Raw genomic sequence first — 24,342 nt, 5'->3', positions numbered from 1 at the left:
GACGGCCATGTTCGATATCCACGTGATTTCACTGGCCGGATCGCCGCGCCGCGCGTCGATCGCGCGTGCGATGGCGGCGCGCGGCGCCGCGTACCGCATCGAGGACGCGTTCGACGCGCGCCGGCTCGATGATCACGCGTTCGCGGTGATGACGGATCGCGACCGCGCGATCGCGCGCTACGGCCGCCCGCTCAGCCGTGGCGAGATCGGCTGCTTCCGCAGCCATCGGTCGGTATGGGCGCAGGTCGTGCGCGCCGGACGCGACGCGATCGTGCTCGAGGACGACGCGCTGCTGGACGGCGCGTTCTTCGACGCCGTGCTGCCGGCATCGGGGCGCGCGCTCGCGGCGCGCGCCGATCTCGTGCTGCTCGGCCGCTCGAAGCTCGCGCGCCGGCATGCCGCCCGCACGTACCTGCATGAGCCGCTGAAGCGCGCGGCCCGCGTGGAGCGCCTGCGCATCGGCGTGCCGTTCAAGCAGTGGACGAGCGGCTCGGTCGGCTACTGGATCAGCGTGGCCGGCGCGCGCAAGGCGCTGGCCCATACGGACGGCGCGATCGGCACGCTGCTCGACGACTGGCCGTGGCACCGCGACCACGGCGGGCTGCGCATCGCCGAATTGCGCCCGTACGTCGTCTGGGAAGCGTTCGACGCGATGCCGAGTTCGATCGAGTCGGGCCGCGCGGCGTTGTCGGCGCGGCGTCATGTCCTTCACGAGGCGGCGCTCGTGCCGCTGCGGGCCGTGCGCCTGGGCTGCCGATGGCTTGCCGTCGCGACCCTGGCCGCGACGGCCTCGCGCAATCGCCTGTTTCCGCACCATGAATAACAGCCCCGCCATGTCATACGGGCCGCGCCCGATTCCGGTCGTCGCGCAATCCGCGTCGCGCACCGCCGCGACCCTCGCGTGGGCGGCGCTCGTCATCGGTCTCGGATTGTCGCCGCTGGGGGATTTCCTGTCCGTCTACGCGGCCAAGGGCGCCGCGACGCAGGGCGCCGATGCGCGCGTGTCGCTGCTGCTGCGCGGGATGATGATCGCCGGGCTGATGGCCGCGCTGCTGTCCGGCTGCCGGGTGAGCCTGGCCGGGCTGCGTCGCACGATCCTGTTCGCGTTCGTGCTGTGCGCGACGCTCGGCTCGTTCGTGCTCGGCGCGCTGACCGGGCACGAACTGCTCGAACAGATGGTGTTCGCGCTCAAGGTCTTCACGTTCTTCGTCTATCCGGCGGCCATGCTGATGTTGAGCGACCGGCGTCTCGCGCAGATCGAGTCGGTGGTGTTCGTGTCGCTGCTGGTCTACGGGCTGTCGATCGTGATCGGCGCGTCGCTGTCGATCGACATGTTCCGCAGCTACCAGGCGGACACGCAGATCCGCTCGGGCTACAAGGGCATCATCTACGCGCAGAACGAAGCCGCGGCGCTCGTCGTTGCCGCGATCGGCTTCGGCTACCTGCATGCGCTGCTGCGCGGCTGGACGTGGCGCAGCGTGGCGCTGGTCGCATGCATGCTCGTCGCCGCCGCGCTGACCGGCACGAAAGGGGCGATGCTCGGCGCGCTGGGCGTGACGTGCGCGTATCTCTACGCGCGTCACAACGCGCTCAAGGCGAGCGGATACGCGGGCGTCGCGCTGCTGGTGCTGGGGGGCGCGGCGGCGGGCGCGTACCTGTTCATCCCGAAGGTCACCGCGGCCGTCGACCTGAGCCTGCGCTACTTCGAATACCGGGGCGGCCGCATCGGCAACGACAAGGTCCTGACGCTGCTGCTGTCGGGGCGAAACCTGAAATTCGCGAACGTGTGGGCCGATCTCCAGCAGAACCACTACATCGCGCTGCTGACCGGCGGCCATCCGGTGGTGCGCTACATGGTGGAGATCGACGTGCCCGACCTGATCCTGGCATTCGGCTTCCCGATCTTCGTCATGTATTTCGCGTCGCTGACGCGCGTCTTCGCGCGCGGCGGCCAGCACCGCAACGCGAACCGGTTCGGACGGCTGTTCTTTTTCGTGCTGATCGCGATGGCGTCGTCGGCGGGGCACGTGCTCGGGTCCGCCGTCGTCAGCCCGTACCTGGCGTTGATCGCGGTGATGATCCGCCGCGCCCGGCGGCCCGTGCGCGATGCAGCTTCCCATTCACCGAGCATCTGATTCACGACCATGAAAGTAACCATTATCGGAACCGGCTACGTGGGCCTGGTGACCGGCGCCTGTCTCGCGGACATCGGCAACGAGGTGCTGTGCATCGACGTCGATCGCCGCAAGATCGACATCCTGCTTGGCGGCGGCGTGCCGATCTACGAGCCCGGCCTGCAGGACATCATCGCGCGCAATCGAGCGGCGGGGCGCCTGAAATTCTCGACCGACATGGATGCGGGCGTCGCCCACGGCGACGTGCTGTTCATCGCGGTCGGCACGCCGCCCGACGAGGACGGCTCGGCCGATCTCACGCACGTGCTCGCCGTGGCGCGCGACATCGGCCGGCGGATGCGGGGGTTCAAGGTCGTCGTCAACAAGTCGACGGTGCCGGTCGGCACGGCGCAGCGCGTGACCGACGTGATCGCGGCCGCGCTGACGGACCGCAATGCGCGCCACGCGTTCTCGGTGGTCTCCAATCCGGAGTTTCTCAAGGAAGGGGCGGCGGTCGAGGATTTCATGCGCCCCGACCGGATCGTGATCGGCAGCGGGACCGACGAAGCGGGGCTGCGCGCGCGGGAACTGATGCGCGAGCTGTATCTGCCGTTCAACCGCAATCACGACCGCACGCTGCATATGGACGTGCTGTCCGCCGAATTCACGAAGTACGCGGCCAACGCGATGCTGGCGACGCGCATCTCGTTCATGAACGAGCTGGCCAATCTCGCCGACCGGGTCGGCGCCGACATCGAGGCGGTGCGCCGGGGCATCGGCTCCGACCCGCGGATCGGCTACGACTTCCTGTACGCCGGCGTGGGCTACGGCGGCTCGTGTTTCCCGAAGGACGTCAACGCGCTGCGGCATACGGCCCGCGAATACGGCTATTCGATGGCCATTCTCGAAGCGGTCACGTCGGTCAACGACCGCCAGCGCGCGGTCATGCTGGACAAGATCTTCCGCCGGTTCGGGCGCGACCTGACGGGGCGCGTGTTCGCGGTATGGGGCCTCGCGTTCAAGCCGAACACGGACGACATGCGCGAGGCGCCGAGCCGGCCGATCATCGCGGCGCTGCTGCGGCACGGCGCGACGATTCGCGCGCACGATCCGGTCGCGATCGCCGAAGCGCGCCACGCGTTTGCGCGCGACCTCGCGGACGAGCCGGCCGCGCACGCGCGCCTGTCGTTCGTCGACGAGCAGGACGCGGCGCTGTGCGACGCCGATGCGCTGGTCACGCTGACCGAATGGAAGTCGTACCGAAGTCCGGATTTCGACGCGCTCGTCGCGACGATGAAGGCGCCGACGATCTTCGACGGAAGAAACCTCTACGAACCGGGGATTCTCAAGCGCTCGGGCATCGAATACCACGGTATCGGCCGAGGGCGTTGAACGATGGGGCGCATGGTCTCAGGGGAGGGCAAGATGCCGGACGCCATGTTGCATGTGCTTCATGTCGGCCCGAAGCAGCCCGGCGGAATCAACTCGGTGCTGCGCGAGCTCGACGCCCGGCGTGACGCGTTCGGCCGCCACGGCATCGCGTTCTCGTTCTTCGAGACGCGCGGCTTCAAGCGCATGCGCGATCGTGCGCTGTTCGTGGCGGTCGATGTTCCGCGATTCCTGATGGTGCTGTCGGGGCCGGTGGACGTCGTGCACTTTCATGTGGCGGTGCGGGGGTCGTTCTACCGCAAGTACGTGCTGTTCGTGCTGGCGCGGATGCTTGGCCGCAAGACGGTCATTCACATGCATTCCGGCGAATTCGACCCGTTTTTCAGGCAGTCGCCCGGCATCGGGCAGGCGATCGTCAGGCATTTCGTGCGTCGCGCGCATGCCGCGATCGGCGTGTCGCGGGCGACCGGGGCCGAGCTGGCCGCGCACGGCAAGCGCACCGGCGCGCTGTACGTGATCGGCAATGCGGCGCACGCCGCAGAGGCGGCGGGTGGCCCGGCAACCGACGACGCGCCGGGCCGGCGGCCGTACATCGCATTCGTCGGGAAGCTGACCGTGCTGAAGGGCGTCGACGATCTGCTGGCGGCGCTGTCGATTCTGAAGCGGCGCGGATGCGACGTTGAGCTGCGGCTCGCGGGAAGCGGAGACCTCGACGCATGGCGTGGCCGCGCCGCCGCACATGACGTCGCCGACGCGGTTCACTTCATGGGCTGGCTCGACGGCGACGCGAAGTTTGCGTTCCTGCGCGATGCCGGCCTGTTCTGCATGCCGAGCCATTTCGAGTCGTTCGGGATCGCGACGCTGGAAGCGATGCTGTGCGGGCTGCCGGTGGTGGGCACCCGCCTCGGCGGCTTCCTCGACCTGGTCAGGGAAGGCGAGACGGGTTTCCTGGTGGAGCCGCGCGACCCGGTCGCGCTGGCGGATCGCATCGGTGCGCTGGTGGCCGACCGCCCGCGTGCGAAGGCGATGGGCGCGGCGGGCCTGGCCCATGCGCGTGCCTGCTATTCGACCCAGGTCATTACTGGCCGGTATGTGGATGTTTATCGCGATCTGCGAAATTCGGGGGGCGGCATGCCTGGTGTATCGAGAATGGATAGCCGATGATGAAGAAGAAAATACTGCTGGCATGTTCTCACGGCGGGCATTACGTCCAGCTGTCGCTGCTGGTGTCCGCATTTGCGGACCATGAGATCGTCTGGGCCGTTTCCGGCAACAAGACACTGCAGGCCGGCAACGACGGATACCGGCTGATCGACGCCAACAAGCAGACGCCGGTCAAGCTGGTTGCGCTGGCCTGTCAGGTGATCAAGATTCTGGCGCGCGAGCGGCCCGACATCGTGGTGTCGACCGGCGCCGCGCCCGGCCTGTTCGCGGTCGTGTTCGGCAGGATGCTGGGCGCGAAGACGGTGTGGATCGACAGCATCGCGAATTCGGCCCGCTTGTCGCTGTCCGGGCGGATCGCGCGCCACTTCGCCAGCGAAACGTTGACCCAGTGGCAGCATCTCGAAACGACACGTGTGCGGTATTGGGGAGGCGTCGTATGATCTTGCTGACCGTGGGCACGCAAAAACCGTTCGATCGATTGATCCGGCTCGCCGATGCATGGGCCGAGCACCACCCGAATGTCAATATCTACGCGCAGACATGCGATGGCGCCGCCTATATTCCGAGAAACATGAAGCACCGCGCTTTCCTGTCGAAGGAAGAGATCGATGCGTTGTCCGCGAGGGCGACGCTGATCGTCTCGCACGCCGGGATGGGCAGCATCCTGACGGCGCGGCGGCTGCGCAAGCCGATCGTCGTCGTGCCGCGCGAGCATCGCCTGAACGAACACCGCAATGACCATCAGATCGATACGGCACGCAGCCTGGACGGGTTGCCGGGCATGCACGTCTGCTGGCGCGACGGCGATTTCGCAACCGTCGTCGAGGCCGCGCTCGGGGAGTCGGGCAGCGCGTATCCCGAACCCGGCAGCGAGCGCTCGCTCGATCTGGTCAGGAAGCTTGCAAACTGGGTGGATTCGCAGTGACCGGGGGGCGGTTGCGCGCGGCATGTGATGCCGGAACCGCATCATGCGATCGGCCGCCGGGTGGAGGCCGAGTGTGGTCGAGGGTTATCGAAAGGAGGCGAGAATGAACGACAAGAACGGGAAGCCTTTCTGGTTGCGACGCGCGGCATCGGTGCTCGGGCTGGCGTGCGTGCTGTCCACGGCCCATGCGGCGGGGCCGTCGAACGAACTGCGCGCGGGCGACTATCGCCAGGTCTATGCGACCGACTATCGCACCCGGTTCGGCGAGCTGCTGATCCAGGCGCCGAATTCGACCGACGTCACGGCGACCAGCGACCCCGTGGCGCCCGGGCGGCGGGCGATTCGCGTGGAAATGCGCCGCAGCGAGAATTTCTCGCGAGTGGCCAACGGGTCGCCGCGCGCCGAGTTCACGTTGCCGCGAGACGTCTACCTGTCTCCCGGGCACGAATACCTGATCCGCTGGCGCACCTACCTGCCGCGCAATTTCGCGTTCGACCTCAAGCAGATGGAGATCATCACGCAGATCCACCAGAGCGGGCTCAGCGGGCCGCCGCCGTTCATGCTCACCTTGACCGGCGCGCAATATACGCTGTCGGTGCGCGGCGGCGCGAATACCGCGCACGGCTCCGGCATCGCCATGTGCTGCGCGGCCGACGATCGCGGCAAATGGGTCGACTGGGCGCTGCAGTATGCGCCGGACGCGAGCGGCCGGACGGCCGTCACGCGGCTCTGGAAGAACGGGGTGATGCAGTTCAGCGGCGACGGGCTGCCGAACGCGTATCCCGGCGACCTGTATGCGTACCTCAAGTTCGGCGTCTACAAGCCGGGCTGGCTGCACGAGCCGACGGACATCGATTTCATCCAGCTGTACTTCGGCGAGGTGTCGCTGGCAGCCAAGAAGAGCGGCCGCTAGCGCGCGACGCGCGCGGCGGGACGAGATGCCGTATCCGGTGCCCGTACAATTCCGGAATCGAATCCGCCGCGCGTATCGCCATGCCCCTCCTCCCCACCACCGCCACCGCCCCCTTCTGCCCGTCGGAAGTGAAGGGCAGCATCACGATCGACGCCGCCGCGTCCCGCCGCGCGAAGCTCCGGCGCTTCTTCGGCCCGGGCCTGCTGGTCGCGATCGGCTACATGGACCCCGGCAACTGGGCCACCGACATCCAGGCCGGCTCGCAGTTCGGCTATGCGCTGCTGTGGGTCGTCGCGTGCTCCAGCCTCGCCGCGATCTTCCTGCAGATGCTCGCCGCGCGCCTCGGCCTCGTTGCCGGCAAGGATCTCGCGCAGGCCAGCTACGACCGCTACGGCCCGGTCGGCCGGGTCGTCCAGTGGCTCACCGCCGAAGTGTCGATCATCGCGTGCGACATCGCCGAAGTGCTCGGCTGCGCGCTTGCGTTCAAGCTGCTGCTCGGCGTGCCGGTCGCGTGGGGCATCGTGCTGACCGCGCTCGACACGATGATCGTGCTCGGCCTCCAGGGCAAGGGCTTCCGCCAGATCGAGGCGATCGTGCTCGGGCTGATCGGCACGATGGCGTTCTGCTTCGTCGCGCAGGTCGCGATGATGCCGCCCGACTGGCACGCGGTGGCCCGCGGCCTCGTGCCGGGCGCGCCCGGCCACGACCGCAAGGACGCGATCGTGCTCGCGCTCGGCATCGTCGGCGCGACGATCATGCCGCACAACCTGTACCTGCATTCGTCGGTCGTGCAGACGCGGCGCGTGGTCGGCGGCGCGCGCGGCACGATCCGCGACACGCTCGCGCTGGTGCGCATCGATACCTTCGTGTCGCTGTTCGTCGCGATGCTGGTCAACGCGGCGATCCTGATCCTCGCGGGCGCCGCGTTCCACGCCACCGGCCAGACTGCCGTGACCGACATCGAGCAGGCGTACCGGCTGATCACGCCGATCGCCGGCGGCGCGGCCGCGCTGCTGTTCGGCATCGCGCTGCTCGCGTCCGGGCAGAGCTCGACGCTGACCGGGACGATCGCCGGCCAGGTGATCATGGACGGCTTCCTGCACATGAAGATCCCGTGCTACCAGCGCCGGCTGATCACGCGCGCGCTCGCGCTGGTGCCCGCGCTGATCGGCGTGCTGTGGCTCGGCGACGGCGCGGTCGGCCAGCTGCTCGTCTGGAGCCAGGTGCTGCTGAGCCTGCAGCTGCCGTTCGCGATGTGGCCGCTGATCCGCTCGGTCAGCGATCGCAAGGAGATGGGCGAGCACACGATCGGCCCGTGGATGCAGGCCGCCGCGTGGACGCTGTTCGCGCTCATCACCGGCACGAACCTGCTGCTGATCACGGGCGCGATCGGGTGACGCGGGCGGGCGCGCGCCGCGCCGCCGGTCATCAGCGCGGCCTATGACCGGCCATAACGAATATTCATTTCATCGATCGACGGCATTCGCGTACGCTGTCCGGGCGTCGGTTGCCGCGGCGTCGAATCAATTACAGGAGCGGGACAGATGACAGTGGCTTCCTCACGCCTCACCGGCAAGTGCGCGTACATCACCGGCGCCGCGGGCGGCCTCGGCCGCGCGATCGCGCGCCGCATGGTCGAGCAGGGCGCGCGGGTGTTCCTCACGGATGTTGCCGACGCGGCGGTGCTCGACGCGTTCGCGCAGGAGCTGAACGCGGGCCACGCGGCGCCGGTCGCGTTCGCCGCGACGCAGGACGTGCGCGACGACGCACGCTGGCAGGCGCTGCTCGCGCAGGCGAACGACGCGATGGGCGGCCTGTCGGTGCTCGTCAACAACGCGGGCGTCGGCTCGATCGGCGCGCTCGACCAGCTCGAGCTGAAGGAGTGGCGGCGCGTGATGGAGATCAACGTCGAGAGCATCGTGCTCGGCTGCAAGTACGCGCTGCCGTACCTGAGCGCGAGCCGGCCCGCGTCGATCATCAACATCTCGTCGGTGGCCGCGTTCAAGGTGGAACCCGAGTTCACCGCGTACAACACGTCGAAGGCGGCGGTTGCGTCGCTGACCAAGTCGATCGCGATCGACTGCGCGCGCAAGGAGCTCGACGTGCGCTGCAATTCGATCCATCCGGCGTTCATTCGCACGGGGATCGTCGAGCCGCTGTTCAAGCAGCTCGGCGAGCGCGACGCAACGCGCCGGCTTGCGCGCGGCATCCCGATGCGCCGGCTCGGCGAGCCGGACGACGTCGCGCATGCGGCCGTGTATCTCGCGTCCGACGAGAGCCGCTTCGTGACGGCCGCCGAACTGGTGATCGACGGCGGCATGTGCGCGGTGTGACGCGCGCGCTTCGCCCGGGCGCGCCGGTGTCGTGCCCGGCCTGACATCCATGGAGGAGAACATCGTGTCGACGCCAGTCAATCGTCAACTGCTGCTGAAGACGCGCCCGCAAGGGCGCGTGGGCCGCGAACATTTCTCGCTGGTCGAGACGCCGGTGCCGGCGCTCGCCGACGGCGAGATCCTGGTGCGCGTGCTGTACCTGTCGATGGATCCGACCAACCGCGTGTGGATGAGCGACGTGCCGCAATACCTGCCACCCGTCGCGATCGGCGAGGTGATGCGCGCGCTCGGCATCGGGCGCGTGGTCGAGTCGCGCGCGGCGGGGTTCGCGCCGGGCGATCTCGTGCAGGGGCTCGTCGGCTGGCAGGACTATGCGGTCGTGCCGGCCGAGCAGGCCGCGCAGTTCGTGAAGCTGCCCGCGCAGTCCGGCCTGCCGCTGCCGACGCTGCTCGGCGCATGCGGGATGAGCGGGCTGACCGCGTATTACGGCCTGACCGAGATCACGCCGGTGCAGCCGGGCGAGACGCTCGTCGTGTCGGCCGCGGCCGGCTCGGTCGGGTCGATCGCCGGGCAGATCGGCAAGATCCACGGCGCGCGCGTGGTCGGCATCGCGGGCGGGCCGGACAAGTGCCGCTACCTGACGGAGACGCTCGGCTTCGACGCGGCGGTCGACTACAAGGCCGACGATTTCCGCGAGCAGCTGAAGGCGGCGACGCCGGACGGCGTGCACGTGAACTTCGAGAACGTCGGCGGCGAGGTGATGCGCGCGGTGCTGTCGCGGATGGTGATCGGCGGGCGCGTCGCGCTGTGCGGCGTGATCGCGAATTACAACAGCGGCCGCGCGGCCGACGACGTCGGCGTGCTGATCTCGAAGCGGCTGACGATGCGCGGCTTCCTGATCCTCGACTACCGCAAGAGCCGCGAGGCCGTGCAGACGCTGGCCGGCTGGCTGCGGGACGGCCGCCTCAAGGCCGAGGAAACCGTCGCGGACGGGCTCGAGAACGCGCCCGACGTGCTGAACCGCCTGTTCGACGGCGATCACCGCGGCAAGCTCGTGCTGCGGGTCGATCCGCAGGCGTAGGCGGGCGACCGACTGTCAACGATCGTCATGTCGACGCGTAGTCCGATTCCCGGAATCCATTTTTCAGACTAGTCCGATATCTTGCCCTGACGCATCTCCGTACAGTGAATGCCGACATACGAGGCGTTGGCGGAAGGAGGGCGAGGGATGCGGACGACATGGCAGCGGAAGGCGACGGCAATCGCGCGCGCAACGGGCGCGGCGTGCATCGCGTGCATGGCGTTCGGCGCATCGGGCGCATGGGCGGCGGAGCGGCACGCAGCGGGCGGCGTGGTGCGATTCTCGGGGACGCTCGTCGATCGATACGACGTGACGCTCGTGGCGCCGTCCGGCGCGGTGCGTCACGATGCGCGCGGCGCGTCGGCGGACGTGACGTTCGATGCGCATGACCGGCGGCTGCCGGGCGCACGCGTCGTGCTGGCCGACGCACACGGGGCGCCGCTGAGCGTGCAGCCGGGCGCGGATATTCGTGCGACGTGGCGCGATGCGGCCGGTCAGCGGCATGAGCTGCCGCGGCCGGACGGCGCGTATCGGGTTGGGCCGTATGGCGGAACGATGACGGTGGCCGCGTCGGATGCGGACGCGGCCGGCCCGGTCGTGCTGAAGATTCTCCATCCGTGACGGATGGGCGGCGGCGGCCCTGTCAGGGCCGCGCCCATTACTCGCCCTGTTCGCCGCGCGCGAAGATATCCCAGCTGGCCATGAACAGCGCGGCGATCAGCGGCCCGATCACGAAGCCGTTGATGCCGAACAGCGCCATCCCGCCGAGCGTCGAGATCAGCACGACCCAGTCGGGCATCTTGGTGTCCTTGCCGACGAGGATCGGCCGCAGCAGGTTGTCGACGAGCCCGATCACGCCGACGCAGAACGCCACCAGGATCACGCACTTCCAGATCTCGTCGATCATCAGGAAGTAGATCGCGGCCGGCACCCAGACGAGGCCCGCGCCGATCGCGGGCAGCAGCGACAGGAACGCCATCAGCGAGCCCCACAGCACCACGCCCTCGATCCCGAGGATCCAGAAGATCAGCCCGCCGAGCATGCCCTGCACGAGCGCGACCGCGATGTTGCCCTTCACGGTCGCGCGCACGACCGTCGTGAACTTCGACAGCAGCAGCTGCTTGTGCTCGTCGTCGAGCGGCAGCGCGCGGCGCACGCGGCGGCCGATCTCGCCGCCGTCGCGCAGCAGGAAGAACACCATGTACAGCATCACGCCGAAGCTGATCACGAACTGGAACGTGTTCTGGCCGATCACGTAGGCCTGGGCCGCGACGAACTGGCTGATCTGCGCGGCGCCGTCGGTCAGCTTCTTCTGGATGCCGGGGAGATTGGTCAGGCCGTACTTCGCGAGCAGCCGCTGGATCGACGTCGGCAGCGCGTGGATGATGTCCTGGTAGTACTGCGTGTAGTTCGGCTGCGCGGTCTTGATCTCCTGGTATACGTACGCGATTTCCTGCGCGAGCGTCGCGGCGACGAACACGAGCGGCAGGATCACGATCAGGATGATCAGGGTCATCGTCAGGAGTGCGGCGAGATTGCGCCGCTTGCCGAAGCGCGCGGCCAGCCAGCGCTGCACGGGCTGGAACAGGATCGCCAGGATGGTGCCCCAGAAGAGCGCGCCGAAGAACGGCGTGAGGATCCAGCAGAGTCCTACGGTGACGACGAACAGCAGCAGGTGGAAGAATTTTTGGTGGTCGTTTCCGCTAACCATGGTGGCATTCGCGTGAGGGTGAAATCTGGAAGCCCGGCGCACGGCCGGGACGGCTCGAACCGGAGTATGCCCGCAAAGCCGCGTCAGTCATAGGTGCCGGGGGCGGCGCACGCGCGAAAACGCCGCGGCCGAAGCCGCGGCGTTGCCGGAAAGCGAACACGGCGCACGGCCGCGTCGCGTCAGAGGTCGAGCTTCGTGACCTTCGTGCCGTTCACCGACAGGTCGCCCATCAGGCCCGCGTTGGTCAGCACCAGCACCTGGACCGGCGCGGTGGCCGTGGTCGTGTCGACCGCGCCGTTCGCGCCCACCTTGACGACCGCGACCGACGCGTCGGCGCCGGCCGACCAGCCGTCCCGCTTGCGGAACGTGTCGAGCGCATCCTGCGTCATGAACAGGAACACGATCGCCTTCGACTGCGCGCCGGCCTGCAGGCCGACCGACAGCGACGACGTGTTGTAGTAGCCGACCGTGCTGCCGCCGACGCGCAGCGCGCCGTTGCCGGACTGGCCACCGATGATCAGGCCAGCCTGCAGCACATTCGGGAACACCAGCACGCCGCGCGATTTCCCGACCAGTTCGCGCGAGCCCGGCACCGTCGAATAGAGGCGCGACAGCGTCGCGTTCACGTTTGCGTCGATCGATTCGCGCTTCGATGCGCTCGCGGCGGCGGGTGGGCTCTTGTCGGGCGTGGTGGTGCAGCCGGCGAGGGTGAGACCGCCGAGCACGACGGCGGCAGCAGCTTTCATGACGAGCGTCTTATTCATGCTTGTTCTCCTTCGTTGTCTGGTTGAGCGTGGCGGGATGCCGGGGGGATCAGCGGCGGGCGAGCAGCAGGCCCGCGACGAATGCGACGCCGGCGACCACGCCCGCGGTTTGCCACGGGTTGTCGTGCACGGCCTGCGACACGCGTTCGGCGGAATCGCGCAGCCGGGCGGCCGCGGAATGCGACGCGAGGTCGAGCGTGCTGCGCGCCTCGTCGAGACGCGCCTGCACGCGCTTGCGCAACGCGGCGATATCGCCGTCGCCGTCGTTCTTCAGCAGATCGTCGAGTTCGTCGACGAGTTCGCGCAGATCGTCCTGCACGTCCGCATGCAGGTCGCGCACGGCGGCCCGGGTGTGGCGTCCCATGCGGCGGCCGGTGCGCCGGATGTCGGACAGGCCGCGGTCAAGCTTGTGTTCGAGCGAGTCGGTGAGCGCCATGATCATCATCCTCCTTGGAATCAGGCCAATTTGAAGATAAGAAGAATCGCTGCAATCTGTGTGATTCGCGCAGTGCGGGGGAGTTTCGAGGCAAGCTTTCAGTTTCGTCGGAGTACCGGGCGGAAAGCCCCGCCAGGCTTGGCCGACAGCGGGAGGATTTTTTTTCTCCGCCGGTGCGGTTTTGTTGCAAATGGCGCGGGCGCGTGCCGGGCCGTGCGCTTGGTGCAGGTAAATGTGACGCGATTTGTAAGGTGTGCCGGTAATTTCGGCGCTTCGCATGTTTGCCCGCGGGCGCGCAGCGAAGGGCGCAGTCGATCATGCGCGGCCGCGCGTGCGCCACACAGCCGTGCCGACGGCGGCTGCCGCGAGCGTGGCGAGCAGCCCGGCGTCCACGCTGCCTGTGCTCGTCGGGCCGGCAGCGGCTGCGCCGGTCGTGTTGCCATCCGGCGTGGGCGGCATATCGCGCTCCGCGAGCGAGAGATCGATCACGACCGGATCATGGTCCGACGAGCGGTACGAATCCGGCGCGTAGTAGCTGGATTGCTGCTCCGGTGTCTTGTAATCCAGTGTGTATTGCAGCGCGATCGGTTCGTCCGCGTTGATGTGCCAGTAGTGCACGGCCTTCACGCGTGCCGCGAGCGCCGGTGTCGCAAGCGCGTGATCGAGGTAGCCGGCCTCGCCGCCGTATACGTAGCTGTACGCCTCGTCGCGGAGCCAGCGCGCGGCGAGATTCACGTAGCCGCGTGCTTCGAGTGCGCGGATCGGGTCTTCCTTCGCATAGCTGTTCAGGTCGCCGATCAACAGCACGCCGTCGGCCGCGGCGCCCGTCGGCGTGGCCGCGAGCCAGTCGGCGATGCGTTCGGCTGCGCGCGTGCGCGCTGCGTTCCAGCAGCCCTGGCCGTCCGCCTGGTCGAGATCGGCGCCGCTCGCGTGCGGGCAGTTCTTCGATTTCAGGTGATTGACCGCGACCGTGACGGCATGCGTGCCGCCGATGCGCCGGAACGTCTGCGCGAGCGGCTGGCGGTTCAGGCTGTCGAGCGCGAGCGTGGCCGCGTGCCCGGCCGGCTCGACCGTGCGGCTGTCGTAGAGCAGCGCGACCGCGATTGCGTCGCCGCCGAGGTGCGGCGTGTCCGGCTCGACCACGCGCCAACTGTCGCCGAGCTGCGCGGCGAGGCGCCGTATCGCGCTCGCGTCGCCGTAGCCGTTGTTCGCGATCTCCATCAGGCCGATCACGTCCGCGCGCAGCGCACGCAGTGCCGTGACGATCTTCGCTTCCTGCCGGGCGAACGCGGCCTGCGATCTCGCGCCGCGGTTGGCGGGATCGTCGAAGCCGCCGCCGTGCCCGTCGCCGTTGAAGTAGTTGAACACGTTGAACGACGCCACTCGCAGATCGGCCGCGGCGTGCCGCGCGGGCGCGCCGGCCCGCGGATTGCCTGCAGGCTGGAACACGGGCGGCGGCGCACCCGGCACCGGCTGCAGCCGCCATGTATCGTGACGCATCTCGAGCACGCCTTCGACGCCGCGCACCGTATAGCCGGCGCGCAGCGTGTTCGCGGCGCTCAGCGCGGGGGGCGGATAGGGCGCGGTGGCCGGATTCTGCCGGCTGGAGCCGTCGTCGAGCACGATCCGGTTGCGCGCGTTCACGTTGGCCTGCGCAGCGGCCCGGGCCGGCTCGACGAGATGGGTCGGCGTGCGCAGCCGGCCGTTGCTGAGCGCGATGCTGCCGTAGCGGCCGAGTTCGTAGGTGTCGCTGACCGTCAGCGTCTGCGGCAGCCGCACCAGCATCCCTTCGTAGGCGGCGAACGCGGACGCGGTGTCGACCGGCAATGTCAGCGTCGCGGGTGTGACGGCCTGCCCGCGCGCGCAGACGGCAATGCCGCCCGACAAAGTGAGCTGCGTCTGGCCGAATTTCTCGTCGACCCTGCCGGTCACATGGACGAGGTCGCCGGCCGAGGCGCGCACCTTCGGCGCATAGACGAACAGGCCTTCCGACACGCCGGGGCGGTGCTGGCGCTGCGCATCGGCCTGCTGGACGAAGAACCCGCCGAAGCCGTCGGCGCCCCCGAACTCCGCGGTGACGACGGCTTCGATCGACGTCGTCTGCCCGGCCAGCGGCGATGGGCCGCTGCCGCCCTGGATATCGGCGATCCGTGTCGTCGCGCCGCCGCAGCCGGCGCTGACGGGCGGCGCGGCCGCGAGCGCCGCGGGTGACATGGCGAGTGAGACGGCCAGGGAGAGGGACGGCAGCAAGCGGCGCATGGGCGGACCCGGATGAAAAGAAAATGAAAGGTGTCGGGCGCATGGTGACAGCAAACCGTCATGAAATGACCGGAACTGGCCGTTCGGCCAAGGGGTGGCCGGCGGCCCGCGCCGGGTATCGTGCGGATTCGTGTGATTCCCGGGAGCGCGTGCATTGACCGACATTCGTCCCGCGACAGCGACATGCCCGGCGCCCGGCCGGAACGGCATGCGGCCCGATCGCGGCTGGCTGGCGATCTGCGTGCTCGTGCTCGGCCTGCAGTGCCTGCCGCCGCCGCTGCGCGAGGCGCTCGTCCATGACCGCGCGGCGATCGCGGCCGGGCAAGCGTGGCGCATCGTGACCGGGCAATTCGTGCATCTCGGCTGGGCGCATGCCTCGCTCGATGCTGCGTGCCTTGCCGCGTGCGCATGGCTTGCCGGGCGTGACGCGGGCGGCGTGCGCACGATCGCCGTGCTTGCGTGCGCAACCGGCGGATGGCTGTGGTTCGGTGCGCCGCAGCTCACGCGTTACGCGGGCTTGTCGGGCGTCGTCTACGGCGCGGCGGCCTGCGCGCTGATGGCGGCGGCGGGCCGACGCATTCCGGCGGGGATCGCGCTCGCCGCGCTCGTCGCGCTGGCCGTGCGGGTCGGCTGGCAGGGGCTGCACGGTGCGCAGGCCGAGCAGGCGGCATGGCTCGGCGGCCCGGTCGCGCCGGCCGCGCACACTGCAGGCTGGGTTGCGGGCATGGCGTGGGCGGGCACGCTGGCGTGGTGGTCGAGGCGCCGTCGGGATAGATCGAATGGCCGAATGGACCGCCGCGCGCCGCCGGCCCAGAATAGCGGCTCATCGACGGTGCACGCGCGAGCGGCGCGCCGGCGCCGCGCCCGCGCGGCCCCACCACCCGATCATCCAGAGGAGAACTTCATGGCGTACATGCTGTTGATTGTCGAGCCGACCGGCCAGCGCGCCGAGCGCACGCTGGCGGAAGGGCAGGCGCTCTACGCGCGGATGCAGGATTTCGCCGCGGGGCTGAAGGCGCGCGGCGTGCTGCGCGCGGTCGAGTCGCTCGAGTCATCCGAGCGCGGCACGCGCGTGCAGGTGCGCGACGGCGAGACGCGCCTCATCGACGGGCCGTTCGCGGAAGCGAAGGAAATGGTCGGCGGTTTCTTCCTCGTCGACGTCGACACACACGCGCAAGCGCTCGAGATCGCGCGCCAGTGCCCGGCCGCGCAGTGGTGCACGGTCGAGGTTCGCGCGGTCGGCCCGTGCTTCCTCTGATCGTCAGGGGCTAGGTATTTACCCTGATTTTTGTGCCATATGTCGATCCGGCCACAATTCGCGCGTCGTTCGAGTAAGGCGCCGATGAGCCGGCGTCTCCGACAATCGAAACCAGGAGCGAACGATGCGATTCATGATCATGGTGCGGGCGAATGCGGTCAGCGAGTCCGGCGCGGCGCCGGACAACCGGCTGGTCGAGGTGATGACGACCTATCACGAGGAACTGGCGAAGGCGGGCGTGCTGCTCGACGCGACGGGCCTGCTGCCGAGCGCGCAGGGCTGGCGCGTGCGCTACGTGGGCGGCAAGGGCAAGGTGCTCGACGGCCCGTTTGCCGAAACCAAGGAACTGATCGCAGGCTACACGCTGATCCAGGTCCGCTCGCGCGACGAGGCGCTCGAATGGTCGCGCCGCTTCCCGGCGCCGTTCGGGGCGGAGATGGCGTGCGAGATCGAGGTGCGCCAGCTGATGGAGCTGGACGATCTCACGCCGAGCGACGCGGTCGAGCGGTTCCGCGAGCTCCGGGCCGATCTCGGCCTCTCCACCTGAGCGCAACGCGACGAGGAGCACACGTCATGCACAAGCAGATCTTCATCAACCTGCCGGTGGCCGACCTGCGGCGCGCGCAGGCGTTCTATACGGGGCTCGGCTTCGAGGTCGTGCCCGCGTACACGAACGAGCAGGCCGCCTGCATTCGAATCAGCGACACGATCTTCGCGATGCTGCTGGTCCGGCCGTTCTTCCAGACCTTCACCGACCGGACCATCGTCGATCCGGCCACGCACGTGCAGGTGCTGCCGTGCCTGTCGTGCGACAGCCGCGATGCCGTCGACGCGGCCGTCGCGAAGGCGCGCGCGGCGGGCGGCACGACGCCGCGGCCGCCGCAGGAGTATCCGGGGATGTACGGCCATGCGTTCGCCGATCCGGACGGCCACGTGTGGGAGCTGATGTACGTCGAGCAGGACGCAACCGCGGCCGGGCAGGCGTCGTGACGCACGCGGCCACGCACCGTGCGATCGAGGCCGTCTGGCGGATCGAGGCGCCGAAGATCATCGCGCGGGCCGCGCGGGTGGTGCGCGACGTGGGCGTCGCGGAGGAGCTGGCGCAGGACACGCTCGTCGCGGCGCTCGAGCACTGGCCCGTCGACGGCGTGCCGGACAACCCGGCGGCCTGGCTGATGACGGCCGTGAAGCGCCGCGCGCTCGACCGGGTTCGCCAGGAAGCGCTGCATGCGGCGAAGCGCGGCCAGCTCGGCCATGAACTCGACGCGCTCGACGCGCACGTGGAGCCCGACATCGCGGATGCATTCGCGGAGGCGCGCGACGACGACATCGGCGACGACCTGCTGCGGCTGATCTTCACCGCGTGCCACCCGGTGCTGTCGACGGATGCGCGCGTCGCGCTCACGCTGCGGCTGCTCGGCGGGCTGACGACGGGCGAGATCGCACGCGCATTCCTCACGCCCGAGCCGACGATCGCGCAGCGGATCGTGCGCGCGAAGCGCACGCTCGCGGCGGCACACGTGCCGTTCGAGGTGCCGGCCGCCGACGCGCGGCCGGCGCGGCTCGCGTCGGTGCTCGAGGTGATCTACCTGATCTTCAACGAAGGCTACGCGGCCACGGCGGGCGACGACTGGACGCGCCCCGCGCTGTGCGACGAAGCGGTGCGGCTCGGCCGCGTGCTCGCCGGCCTCGCGCCGGACGAGAGCGAAGTGCTCGGCCTCGTTGCGCTGATGGAGTTGCAGGCGTCGCGGATGCACGCGCGCACCGACGCGCAGGGGCGCCCGGTGCTGCTGCTCGAACAGGATCGCAGCCGCTGGGATCCGCTGCTGATCCGGCGCGGCCTCGCGGCGCTCGATCGCGCGGCGAAACTCGGCGGCGTGCGCGGGCCGTATGCGCTGCAGGCGGCGCTCGCGGCCTGTCATGCGCGTGCGCGGCAGGCGTCGGACACCGACTGGGCGCTGATCGTCGCGCTGTACGACGCGCTCGCCGAGGTCGCGCCGTCGCCTGTCGTCGAGCTGAACCGCGCGGTGGCGGTGGGCATGGCGTTCGGGCCGGCGGCGGGGCTCGAACTCGTCGACGCGCTGCGCGACGATCCGGCGCTCGCGCGCTATCACTGGCTGCCGAGCGTGCGCGGCGACCTGCTCGCGAAGCTCGGCCGCGCCGACGAGGCAAAAGCGGAGTTCCGCCGCGCCGCGGAGCTGACCCACAACGCGCGGGAGCGCGAATTGCTGCTCGAGCGTGCGACGGACGCATGAAGTGAAGTGCGCGGCGTCGCGGCGCGCCAGCGGGCGAAATGCCGGCGAGCCCGAGCGGGCCGGGTGAGATGGCGATTGCGGTGTGCAATTCGCCACGCTATATGCAACATGAAGTCGGCAGGGGTCGGACATTCGGACGTATTCCGTCATTCGGGAAATTCATCGCATTGCTCGATGCGTGCTGTTGTTCGGCCGTGTCTCCACGGGAGCGGCAGCGCGCCAAGCCACGCGGGGCCGCACGATGCGCGGTGAGTCGATGCGCAGGAGATCGGTCGATATTTTGATGGTTTTAAATAAATATCCTAATTTTCCGACTAAAAAGAATGGGACTGGTACGAATTTAATGTCGGAATGTAGTTTTTAATTGAAATTCGATAATTTGATTTCGCATAATCATCGCTCGATTGACGTGTCGAGAGATTGGCGGAATTCAAGTGTTAAGGATATTTAACAAAAATGACGATGAGCTGATCAGGGCCGCCAATGTGCACCGCATGGGCCTGTTCGGCGGTCACGCGCATCGCACGTGTCGTCGCGCGGCCTGGTGCGATTCGATCGCGCCAGTCGTTTTGCGGGGTTCATCATGCGGACGGTGAACGCCGGGCGCGTGCTGTGCGCCGTGAATCTGCTGACGTTCGCCGTTGCCGCAGTCGCGCAGGCGCCCCAGTCCGGCGTACAGCCGCAAAGTGCGCAGCGTCATCAGGCCCAGCAACTCGACGAGCTCAGGCAGCAGGTGCTCGACCAGCCGGACGTGCTGTCCGCGAAACCGTCGAGCGAATCCGGCGCGTTGCGCTTTCCTGCGGAAACGCCGTGTTTCGACATTCACGAAATCGAATGGCGCGGCGCCGACGCATTCCCGTGGCTGCGAAATGCCGCCCCGTTCGAACACGCATGCATCGGACAGAACGGATTGAGCATGCTGCGAGAATGGGTCGGGCAGCGCCTCGTCGCGCGCGGCTACATCACGTCGCTCGTGAGCATTCCGCCGCAGGATCTGTCGACCGGACGCCTGATCATCGAGGTGCTGCCCGGCCGCATCGGGGCGATCGACGATGCGCGCGGCCGGATCGGCTGGGCGCCCATCGTGTTTCCGCGCGGCGCGCACGCATTGCTGAACGTGCGCGATCTCGATCAGGCGCTCGAGAACGTGCGCCGCCTGCCTGGTCAGTCGGCCGCCGCGTTCGACCTGGTTCCGGGCGCGTCGCTTGGCGACACCGACATCGTCGTCCGGCATCCGGACGATGCGCGCCGCGTCCGCTTCGTCGCGACCGCCGACAACGGCGGGCTCGATGCAACCGGCCGCAACCAGCTCGGCGCGATCGTCGCGATCGATTCGCCGCTAGGGCTCTACGATCAACTGATCGTCACCTACAACACCGACGCCGCGCTGCGCAACAAGTCGCTCGGCTCGCAAGCGAAAAGCGCGGCGTGGAACGTGCCGGTCGGATATGCGTCGTTCTCGCTCGGCATCAGCGAGTGGACGAGCCGGCAGACGCTGGCGCCCGAACTGCCAGGCGAGGTCATGCCGCCGCTCGTCCAGCGGACCCGCCGCTACGAAGCCGGCGTCAGCTACGTGCCGTATCGCTCCGGTCACGGCAAGACGACGCTGCGCTTCAGGCTTGCACGTCGCGAGGACCGTTCGTGGTTCGGTCCCGTCGAGCTCGACGTGTTCCGCCACGACATCGTCAGTTATGAGGTAAGCGCGGCGCATCGCGAGAAACTCGCGCATGCGACTGTCGACGCGAGCATCGGCATGCGCGCGAGCCTTGCCGGGCTGAGCGCCTTCCCCGGGCGCGTCAACGGCCGGCCCGAATGGGACGGCCGCTATCGCGTGTACAGCGCGACGCTCGGCGCCGACGCGCCGTTCCGGATCGGCGCGCGCCCGTTCGGCTATCGCGGATTCCTCCAGCTTCAGTACGCGCCCGGCGCGCTTCCATCGACCGAATACCTGCAGATCGGCGGCCGCTACACGGTGCGCGGCTTCGACGGCAATCAGACGCTCGCCGGCGACAGCGGCTGGTTCTGGCGCAACGAACTGGCGGCGCCGTTATTCAGCTCGCACGAGGCCTATGCCGCTCTCGACGCCGGCGCGGTCACGGGCGTGGGCTCGCGCGAAGGCGCGGGCCGGGACGGGCGCACGTTGATCGGCGCCGCGTTCGGCGTGCGCGGCGGCTACCGGATGCTCGGCTACGACGTTGCGCTCGGCGTGCCGCTTCGCAAGCCCGGGGCGCTGCAAACCGCGCGACCCACGCTCGACGTCTCGCTCACTGCGCGTTTCTGATCGTTGCGGGCGCGCCGCGCCCGCCGTACGTCACGGGGGGAGTAGCCATGTAAGCACGCACGCTCGTTCGTCATCGGCGCGGCTTGCGCCGCGCCACTTCATTCATTTTCTGGAAACCGAAAAGACCATGAAAAATCAACAACACTATCCGCGCCACCGCGCGGCGACGCCGTTCGCGCGCACCGCACTCGCTGCGGCGCTGACGGTCGCGATGCCGATCCTTGCGATGCAGACCGCGTCTGCGCAACCGGCGCTCGTAGCGGATCCGTCCGCGGCCAACCGCCCCGGTCTCGGCGTCGCGTCGAACGGCACCCCGATCGTCGACATCAACGCACCGAATGCCGCCGGCATTTCGACCAACCGCTTCCTCGACTACAACGTCGGCTCGAGCGGCCTCGTGCTGAACAACAGCGTGGGCCGCACGAACACGCAACTGGCAGGCAGCATCGACGGCAACGCGCAACTCGGCGGCCGTTCGGCACAGGTGATCCTGAACCAGGTGACGGGCGGCAATGCGTCGATGCTGGCAGGCGCGACCGAAGTCGCGGGGCAAAACGCGCGCGTGATCGTCGCGAACCCGAACGGGATCAGCGTGAACGGCGCGAGCTTCATCAACGCGAACCGCGTGTCGCTCGTCGCGGGCACGGTGGAACTGGATCAAAACGGCGGCATTACGCAGTTCCAGACCAAGGACGGACACATCGCAATCGACGGCGATGGCCTCGACGCGAGCAGCCAGGACCGGCTGGACCTCGTATCGCGCACGCTCAAGGTGAACGCGGCCGTGCAGGCGAAGAAGCTGGTCGCGGTCGCGCAAGAGGGTGTGGCGGCGATCGAGCATCCTAACCTGGAGATATTCAAGGCATCGCCGGATAGCGGGGCGGTCGATGTCGCGATCGATGTGTCGAAGCTCGGCAGCATGCACGCGGATTCGATCATGATGCGCGGCGCATCCGCTGGCGTCGGCGTGAACGTCGCCGGCAAGGTTGAGGCGCTGACCGGCGAGATCAAGCTGATGTCGGACGGCAAGATCCAGGTGTCGGCGGACGGGCGCCTGGCTGCGGCCGGCGAATTGCACGCCGACGGCAAGCTGCAGAATGCCGGCACGATTGCCGGCAGCAAGTTGACGTTGATGAAGGGCGTCGCGAACACGGGCACCCTGCGCGCGGACGGCAAGATCCTTGCGATGGCCGATGTGAACAACAGCGGATCGATTTACGGCGGTAACGGCGTCGACATCGTGGGTAACCTCCATCAGGAAGCGCCAGGAGTCGTCGGGGCCAACGGTAAGGTGTCGGTGTTGGGAAAGACGACCGGCTCCGGAACGATCGACGAAAACATGACGAAGCCGCCGGTGAACCTGGAACCGCCGGTCGCGGAGACGAAGCCGCCGGTGAATCCGGAACCGCCGGTCGCGGAAACGAATCCGCCGGTGAACCCGGAACCGCCGGTTGCTGAAACGAATCCGCCGGTGAATCCGGAACCGCCGGTCGCGGAAACGAATCCGCCGGTGAACCCGGAACCGCCGGTTGCCGAAACGAAGCCGCCGGTTGACCCGGAACCGCCGGTTGCCGAAACGAAGCCGCCGGTTGACCCGGAACCGCCGGTTGCTGAAACGAATCCGCCGGTGAATCCGGAACCGCCGGTCGCGGAAACGAAGCCGCCGGTTGACCCAGAACCGCCGGTCGCCGAAACGAAGCCGCAACTCGTCGTCGACCCGAACGCGGCCGACCGCCCGGTCGTCAAGTCCGCGGCGAACGGCACGCCGATCGTCGACATCGCCGAGGCAAACAGCGCCGGCATCTCGCACAACCGGTTCCTCGACTACAACGTCGGCGCGGCCGGCCTGGTGCTGAACAACAGCGTGGCCGGTGCGCATACGCAACTGGCGGGCGACATCGGCGGCAACGCGTTGCTCAACGGCCGGTCGGCATCGATCATCCTGAACCAGGTAACGGGCGGCAACGCGTCGGTGCTGGCAGGTACGACCGAAGTCGCCGGGCAAAGCGCGCGCGTGATCGTCGCCAACCCGAACGGGATCAGCGTGAATGGCGGCGGCTTCGTGAACGCGAACCGCGTATCGCTCGTCGCGGGAGCGACGGAGTTCGACGGACAAGGCAACATCGCGCGCTTCCGGACCGACGACGGCCGTATCGCGATCGAGGGCGCCGGGCTCGACGCGTACGGCATGGATCAGCTCGATCTCGTGTCGCGCGGCCTGAAGGTCGATGGCGCGGTGCACGGGAACAAGCTGGTCGCGGTCGCGCAGCAGGGAACGGCGGCTATCGAGGGCGTGAAGCCGCAGATCGTGTCCGGGCCGGCGAACGGCGTGACGCCGGACGTGGCGATCGACGTATCCGAGTCGGGCAGCCTGCATGCGGATGCCGTCACGCTGGTCGGCACATCGGCGAAGACCGGCGTCAGGATCGCCGGCACGGTCGATGCGCCGGCGGGCAGCCTTTCGCTCGCATCGAGCGGTACGGCCCGGATCGAAAGGAGCGGGCGTGTGCAGGCCGACACGCTGGCGATCCAGGGCGGGCTCGATAATGACGGCACCGTCAGCGGCAATACCGTCGACGTGGCGGGGAACCTCGGCAACGGCGGTTCCATCCGGGGCGGCGACGTTCGTTTGTCGGGCGATGTCGACAACCGGGGGGAGATCGGCGGCGAACGCGCGCTCGAGGTCATGGGCTCGCTGAACAACGACGGCACTGTCCGGGGCGGCGACGTCAAGGTGGCAGGCAATGTCGTCAACCAGGGATCGGTGACGAGCGGCGGCGCGCTCGACATCATGGGCCACTTGACCAATAACGGCGCCGCCAGCTTGGTGGACGGCCGCGACGTTCAGGTCACGGGCGACGTCGTCAACGAGGGAACAGTGAACGGCGACGGGGCGCTGAAAGTCAACGGTTCGCTGAACAACGACGGCGCTGTCCGGGGCGGCAGCATCAAGGTGATGGGCAACGCCGTCAACCGGGGATCGGTGACCAGCGAAGGCGTGCTCGGCATCATGGGCCACCTGACCAATAGCGGCGCCGGCAGCGTGGTGGACGGCCGCGACGTTCAGGTCATGGGTAACGTCGTCAACCAGGGCGCGGTGAACAGCGACGGCACGCTGAAGTTCGTGGGCTCGCTGACCAACAATGGCACCGTCCGCGGTGGCGACGTCCAGGTGACGGGCAATACGACCAACAACGGCGAGCTGCGTGGGGAACACACGGTCTTCACGACGGGCAACGTAACCAACCGCGGCATGTTGCACGGTGGCAACTCGGTATTCGTGATGGGGCGCCTGTACAACGGGTTGTTCGGCGTCACGAGCAGCTACGGCAAGGTGTCCAGCATGGTCCGGATGTCGGGGCCGGGGCGGGTCGTCAGCAACATGGCGCGTCCGTAAGCTGCCGGGACGCAGGCCGTCGGCGTAACCGCGTCTCCGGCCGATAGCGTCACGCGGTAAAT

General features: G+C 68.5%; 21 protein-coding genes and 1 pseudogene. 18 read left to right on the top strand and 4 right to left on the bottom strand.

The window, feature by feature from the left end; translation table 11 throughout:
- The first annotated feature begins 7 nt into the window (after nt 1-7).
- From HWY45_RS02235 to HWY45_RS02185, 11 genes are all read left to right on the top strand, one after another.
- Nucleotides 8-823, top strand: coding sequence for a glycosyltransferase family 25 protein (locus tag HWY45_RS02235; protein ID WP_059884511.1), 816 nt, complete (start codon nt 8-10; stop codon nt 821-823).
- Nucleotides 816-2,135 (top strand): O-antigen ligase family protein, encoded by a 1,320-nt coding sequence (locus HWY45_RS02230; protein ID WP_230946914.1) that lies wholly within the window; start codon nt 816-818, stop codon nt 2,133-2,135. Before HWY45_RS02235 ends, HWY45_RS02230 begins: the two co-directional genes overlap by 8 nt.
- Before the next feature lie 9 nt (nt 2,136-2,144).
- Nucleotides 2,145-3,506, top strand: coding sequence for a UDP-glucose dehydrogenase family protein (locus HWY45_RS02225; RefSeq protein ID WP_059884389.1), 1,362 nt, complete (start codon nt 2,145-2,147; stop codon nt 3,504-3,506).
- Nucleotides 3,507-3,551: 45 nt separating this feature from the next.
- Nucleotides 3,552-4,667: a glycosyltransferase family 4 protein gene (locus tag HWY45_RS02220; RefSeq protein WP_059884513.1), complete on the top strand. Its 1,116-nt coding sequence runs from the start codon at nt 3,552-3,554 to the stop codon at nt 4,665-4,667.
- Nucleotides 4,667-5,107 carry a glycosyltransferase family protein gene (locus HWY45_RS02215; RefSeq protein ID WP_059884510.1) on the top strand — a complete coding sequence of 147 codons (441 nt, stop codon included), beginning with the start codon at nt 4,667-4,669 and terminating at the stop codon, nt 5,105-5,107. The genes HWY45_RS02220 and HWY45_RS02215 overlap by 1 nt, the downstream gene beginning before the upstream one ends.
- Nucleotides 5,104-5,592 (top strand): glycosyltransferase, encoded by a 489-nt coding sequence (locus HWY45_RS02210; protein WP_059884388.1) that lies wholly within the window; start codon nt 5,104-5,106, stop codon nt 5,590-5,592. The genes HWY45_RS02215 and HWY45_RS02210 overlap by 4 nt, the downstream gene beginning before the upstream one ends.
- 103 nt (nt 5,593-5,695) lie before the next feature.
- A complete protein-coding gene (locus HWY45_RS02205; RefSeq protein WP_059884387.1) occupies nt 5,696-6,505 on the top strand; it encodes a polysaccharide lyase family 20 protein in 810 nt (269 codons plus the stop codon).
- 80 nt (nt 6,506-6,585) lie between these two features.
- Nucleotides 6,586-7,902: an Nramp family divalent metal transporter gene (locus HWY45_RS02200; RefSeq protein WP_059810550.1), complete on the top strand. Its 1,317-nt coding sequence runs from the start codon at nt 6,586-6,588 to the stop codon at nt 7,900-7,902.
- 147 nt (nt 7,903-8,049) lie between these two features.
- Nucleotides 8,050-8,838, top strand: a complete 789-nt coding sequence (locus HWY45_RS02195; RefSeq protein ID WP_059566202.1) for an SDR family oxidoreductase — start codon at nt 8,050-8,052, stop codon at nt 8,836-8,838.
- Between the two features lie 64 nt (nt 8,839-8,902).
- Entirely contained in the window at nt 8,903-9,919 is a 1,017-nt protein-coding gene (locus tag HWY45_RS02190; protein ID WP_059566229.1) for an NADP-dependent oxidoreductase, read from the top strand.
- 147 nt (nt 9,920-10,066) lie between these two features.
- Entirely contained in the window at nt 10,067-10,540 is a 474-nt protein-coding gene (locus HWY45_RS02185; RefSeq protein WP_059884386.1) for a hypothetical protein, read from the top strand.
- Between the two features lie 37 nt (nt 10,541-10,577).
- Here HWY45_RS02185 and HWY45_RS02180 read toward each other — a convergent pair whose 3' ends face one another.
- The 4 genes from HWY45_RS02180 to HWY45_RS02165 all read right to left on the bottom strand — a co-directional run bounded on the left by HWY45_RS02180 (nt 10,578) and on the right by HWY45_RS02165 (nt 15,089).
- Complete coding sequence (locus HWY45_RS02180; RefSeq protein ID WP_059810548.1) at nt 10,578-11,630, bottom strand: AI-2E family transporter; 1,053 nt, start codon at nt 11,628-11,630, stop codon at nt 10,578-10,580.
- A gap of 179 nt (nt 11,631-11,809) precedes the next feature.
- Entirely contained in the window at nt 11,810-12,394 is a 585-nt protein-coding gene (locus HWY45_RS02175) for a BPSL1445 family SYLF domain-containing lipoprotein (RefSeq protein ID WP_059884385.1), read from the bottom strand.
- 49 nt (nt 12,395-12,443) lie between these two features.
- Nucleotides 12,444-12,830 carry an ElaB/YgaM/YqjD family protein gene (locus HWY45_RS02170; protein WP_059884508.1) on the bottom strand — a complete coding sequence of 129 codons (387 nt, stop codon included), beginning with the start codon at nt 12,828-12,830 and terminating at the stop codon, nt 12,444-12,446.
- A 315-nt stretch (nt 12,831-13,145) separates the two neighbouring features.
- A complete protein-coding gene (locus tag HWY45_RS02165; protein ID WP_059884384.1) occupies nt 13,146-15,089 on the bottom strand; it encodes an ExeM/NucH family extracellular endonuclease in 1,944 nt (647 codons plus the stop codon).
- 208 nt (nt 15,090-15,297) lie between these two features.
- Here HWY45_RS02165 and rrtA point away from each other — a divergent pair.
- The 7 genes and pseudogenes from rrtA to HWY45_RS02135 all read left to right on the top strand — a co-directional run.
- Nucleotides 15,298-15,822, top strand: a pseudogene (gene rrtA / locus HWY45_RS36690) (rhombosortase); the annotation flags it as partial.
- A gap of 171 nt (nt 15,823-15,993) precedes the next feature.
- Complete coding sequence (locus HWY45_RS36685; RefSeq protein ID WP_059566196.1) at nt 15,994-16,347, top strand: YciI family protein; 354 nt, start codon at nt 15,994-15,996, stop codon at nt 16,345-16,347.
- A 124-nt stretch (nt 16,348-16,471) separates the two neighbouring features.
- Nucleotides 16,472-16,894, top strand: a complete 423-nt coding sequence (locus HWY45_RS02155) for a YciI family protein (RefSeq protein WP_059884383.1) — start codon at nt 16,472-16,474, stop codon at nt 16,892-16,894.
- Between the two features lie 26 nt (nt 16,895-16,920).
- Nucleotides 16,921-17,337, top strand: a complete 417-nt coding sequence (locus tag HWY45_RS02150) for a VOC family protein (RefSeq protein WP_059884382.1) — start codon at nt 16,921-16,923, stop codon at nt 17,335-17,337.
- The gene (locus tag HWY45_RS02145; protein WP_059884381.1) at nt 17,334-18,602 is read left to right on the top strand and encodes an RNA polymerase sigma factor; all 1,269 of its coding nucleotides are present in this window, start codon (nt 17,334-17,336) and stop codon (nt 18,600-18,602) included. The genes HWY45_RS02150 and HWY45_RS02145 overlap by 4 nt, the downstream gene beginning before the upstream one ends.
- Nucleotides 18,603-19,185: 583 nt before the next feature.
- A complete protein-coding gene (locus HWY45_RS02140; RefSeq protein ID WP_059884380.1) occupies nt 19,186-20,883 on the top strand; it encodes a ShlB/FhaC/HecB family hemolysin secretion/activation protein in 1,698 nt (565 codons plus the stop codon).
- Between the two features lie 127 nt (nt 20,884-21,010).
- Nucleotides 21,011-24,280, top strand: a complete 3,270-nt coding sequence (locus tag HWY45_RS02135; protein ID WP_059884379.1) for a filamentous hemagglutinin N-terminal domain-containing protein — start codon at nt 21,011-21,013, stop codon at nt 24,278-24,280.
- Nucleotides 24,281-24,342 lie beyond the last annotated feature (62 nt).

The organism is Burkholderia stagnalis, assembly GCF_902830275.1.
Lineage (GTDB): Bacteria > Pseudomonadota > Gammaproteobacteria > Burkholderiales > Burkholderiaceae > Burkholderia > Burkholderia stagnalis.
Note: the sequence above shows the minus strand (reverse complement) of the source record. Positions and strands in the feature narration are given on the sequence as shown.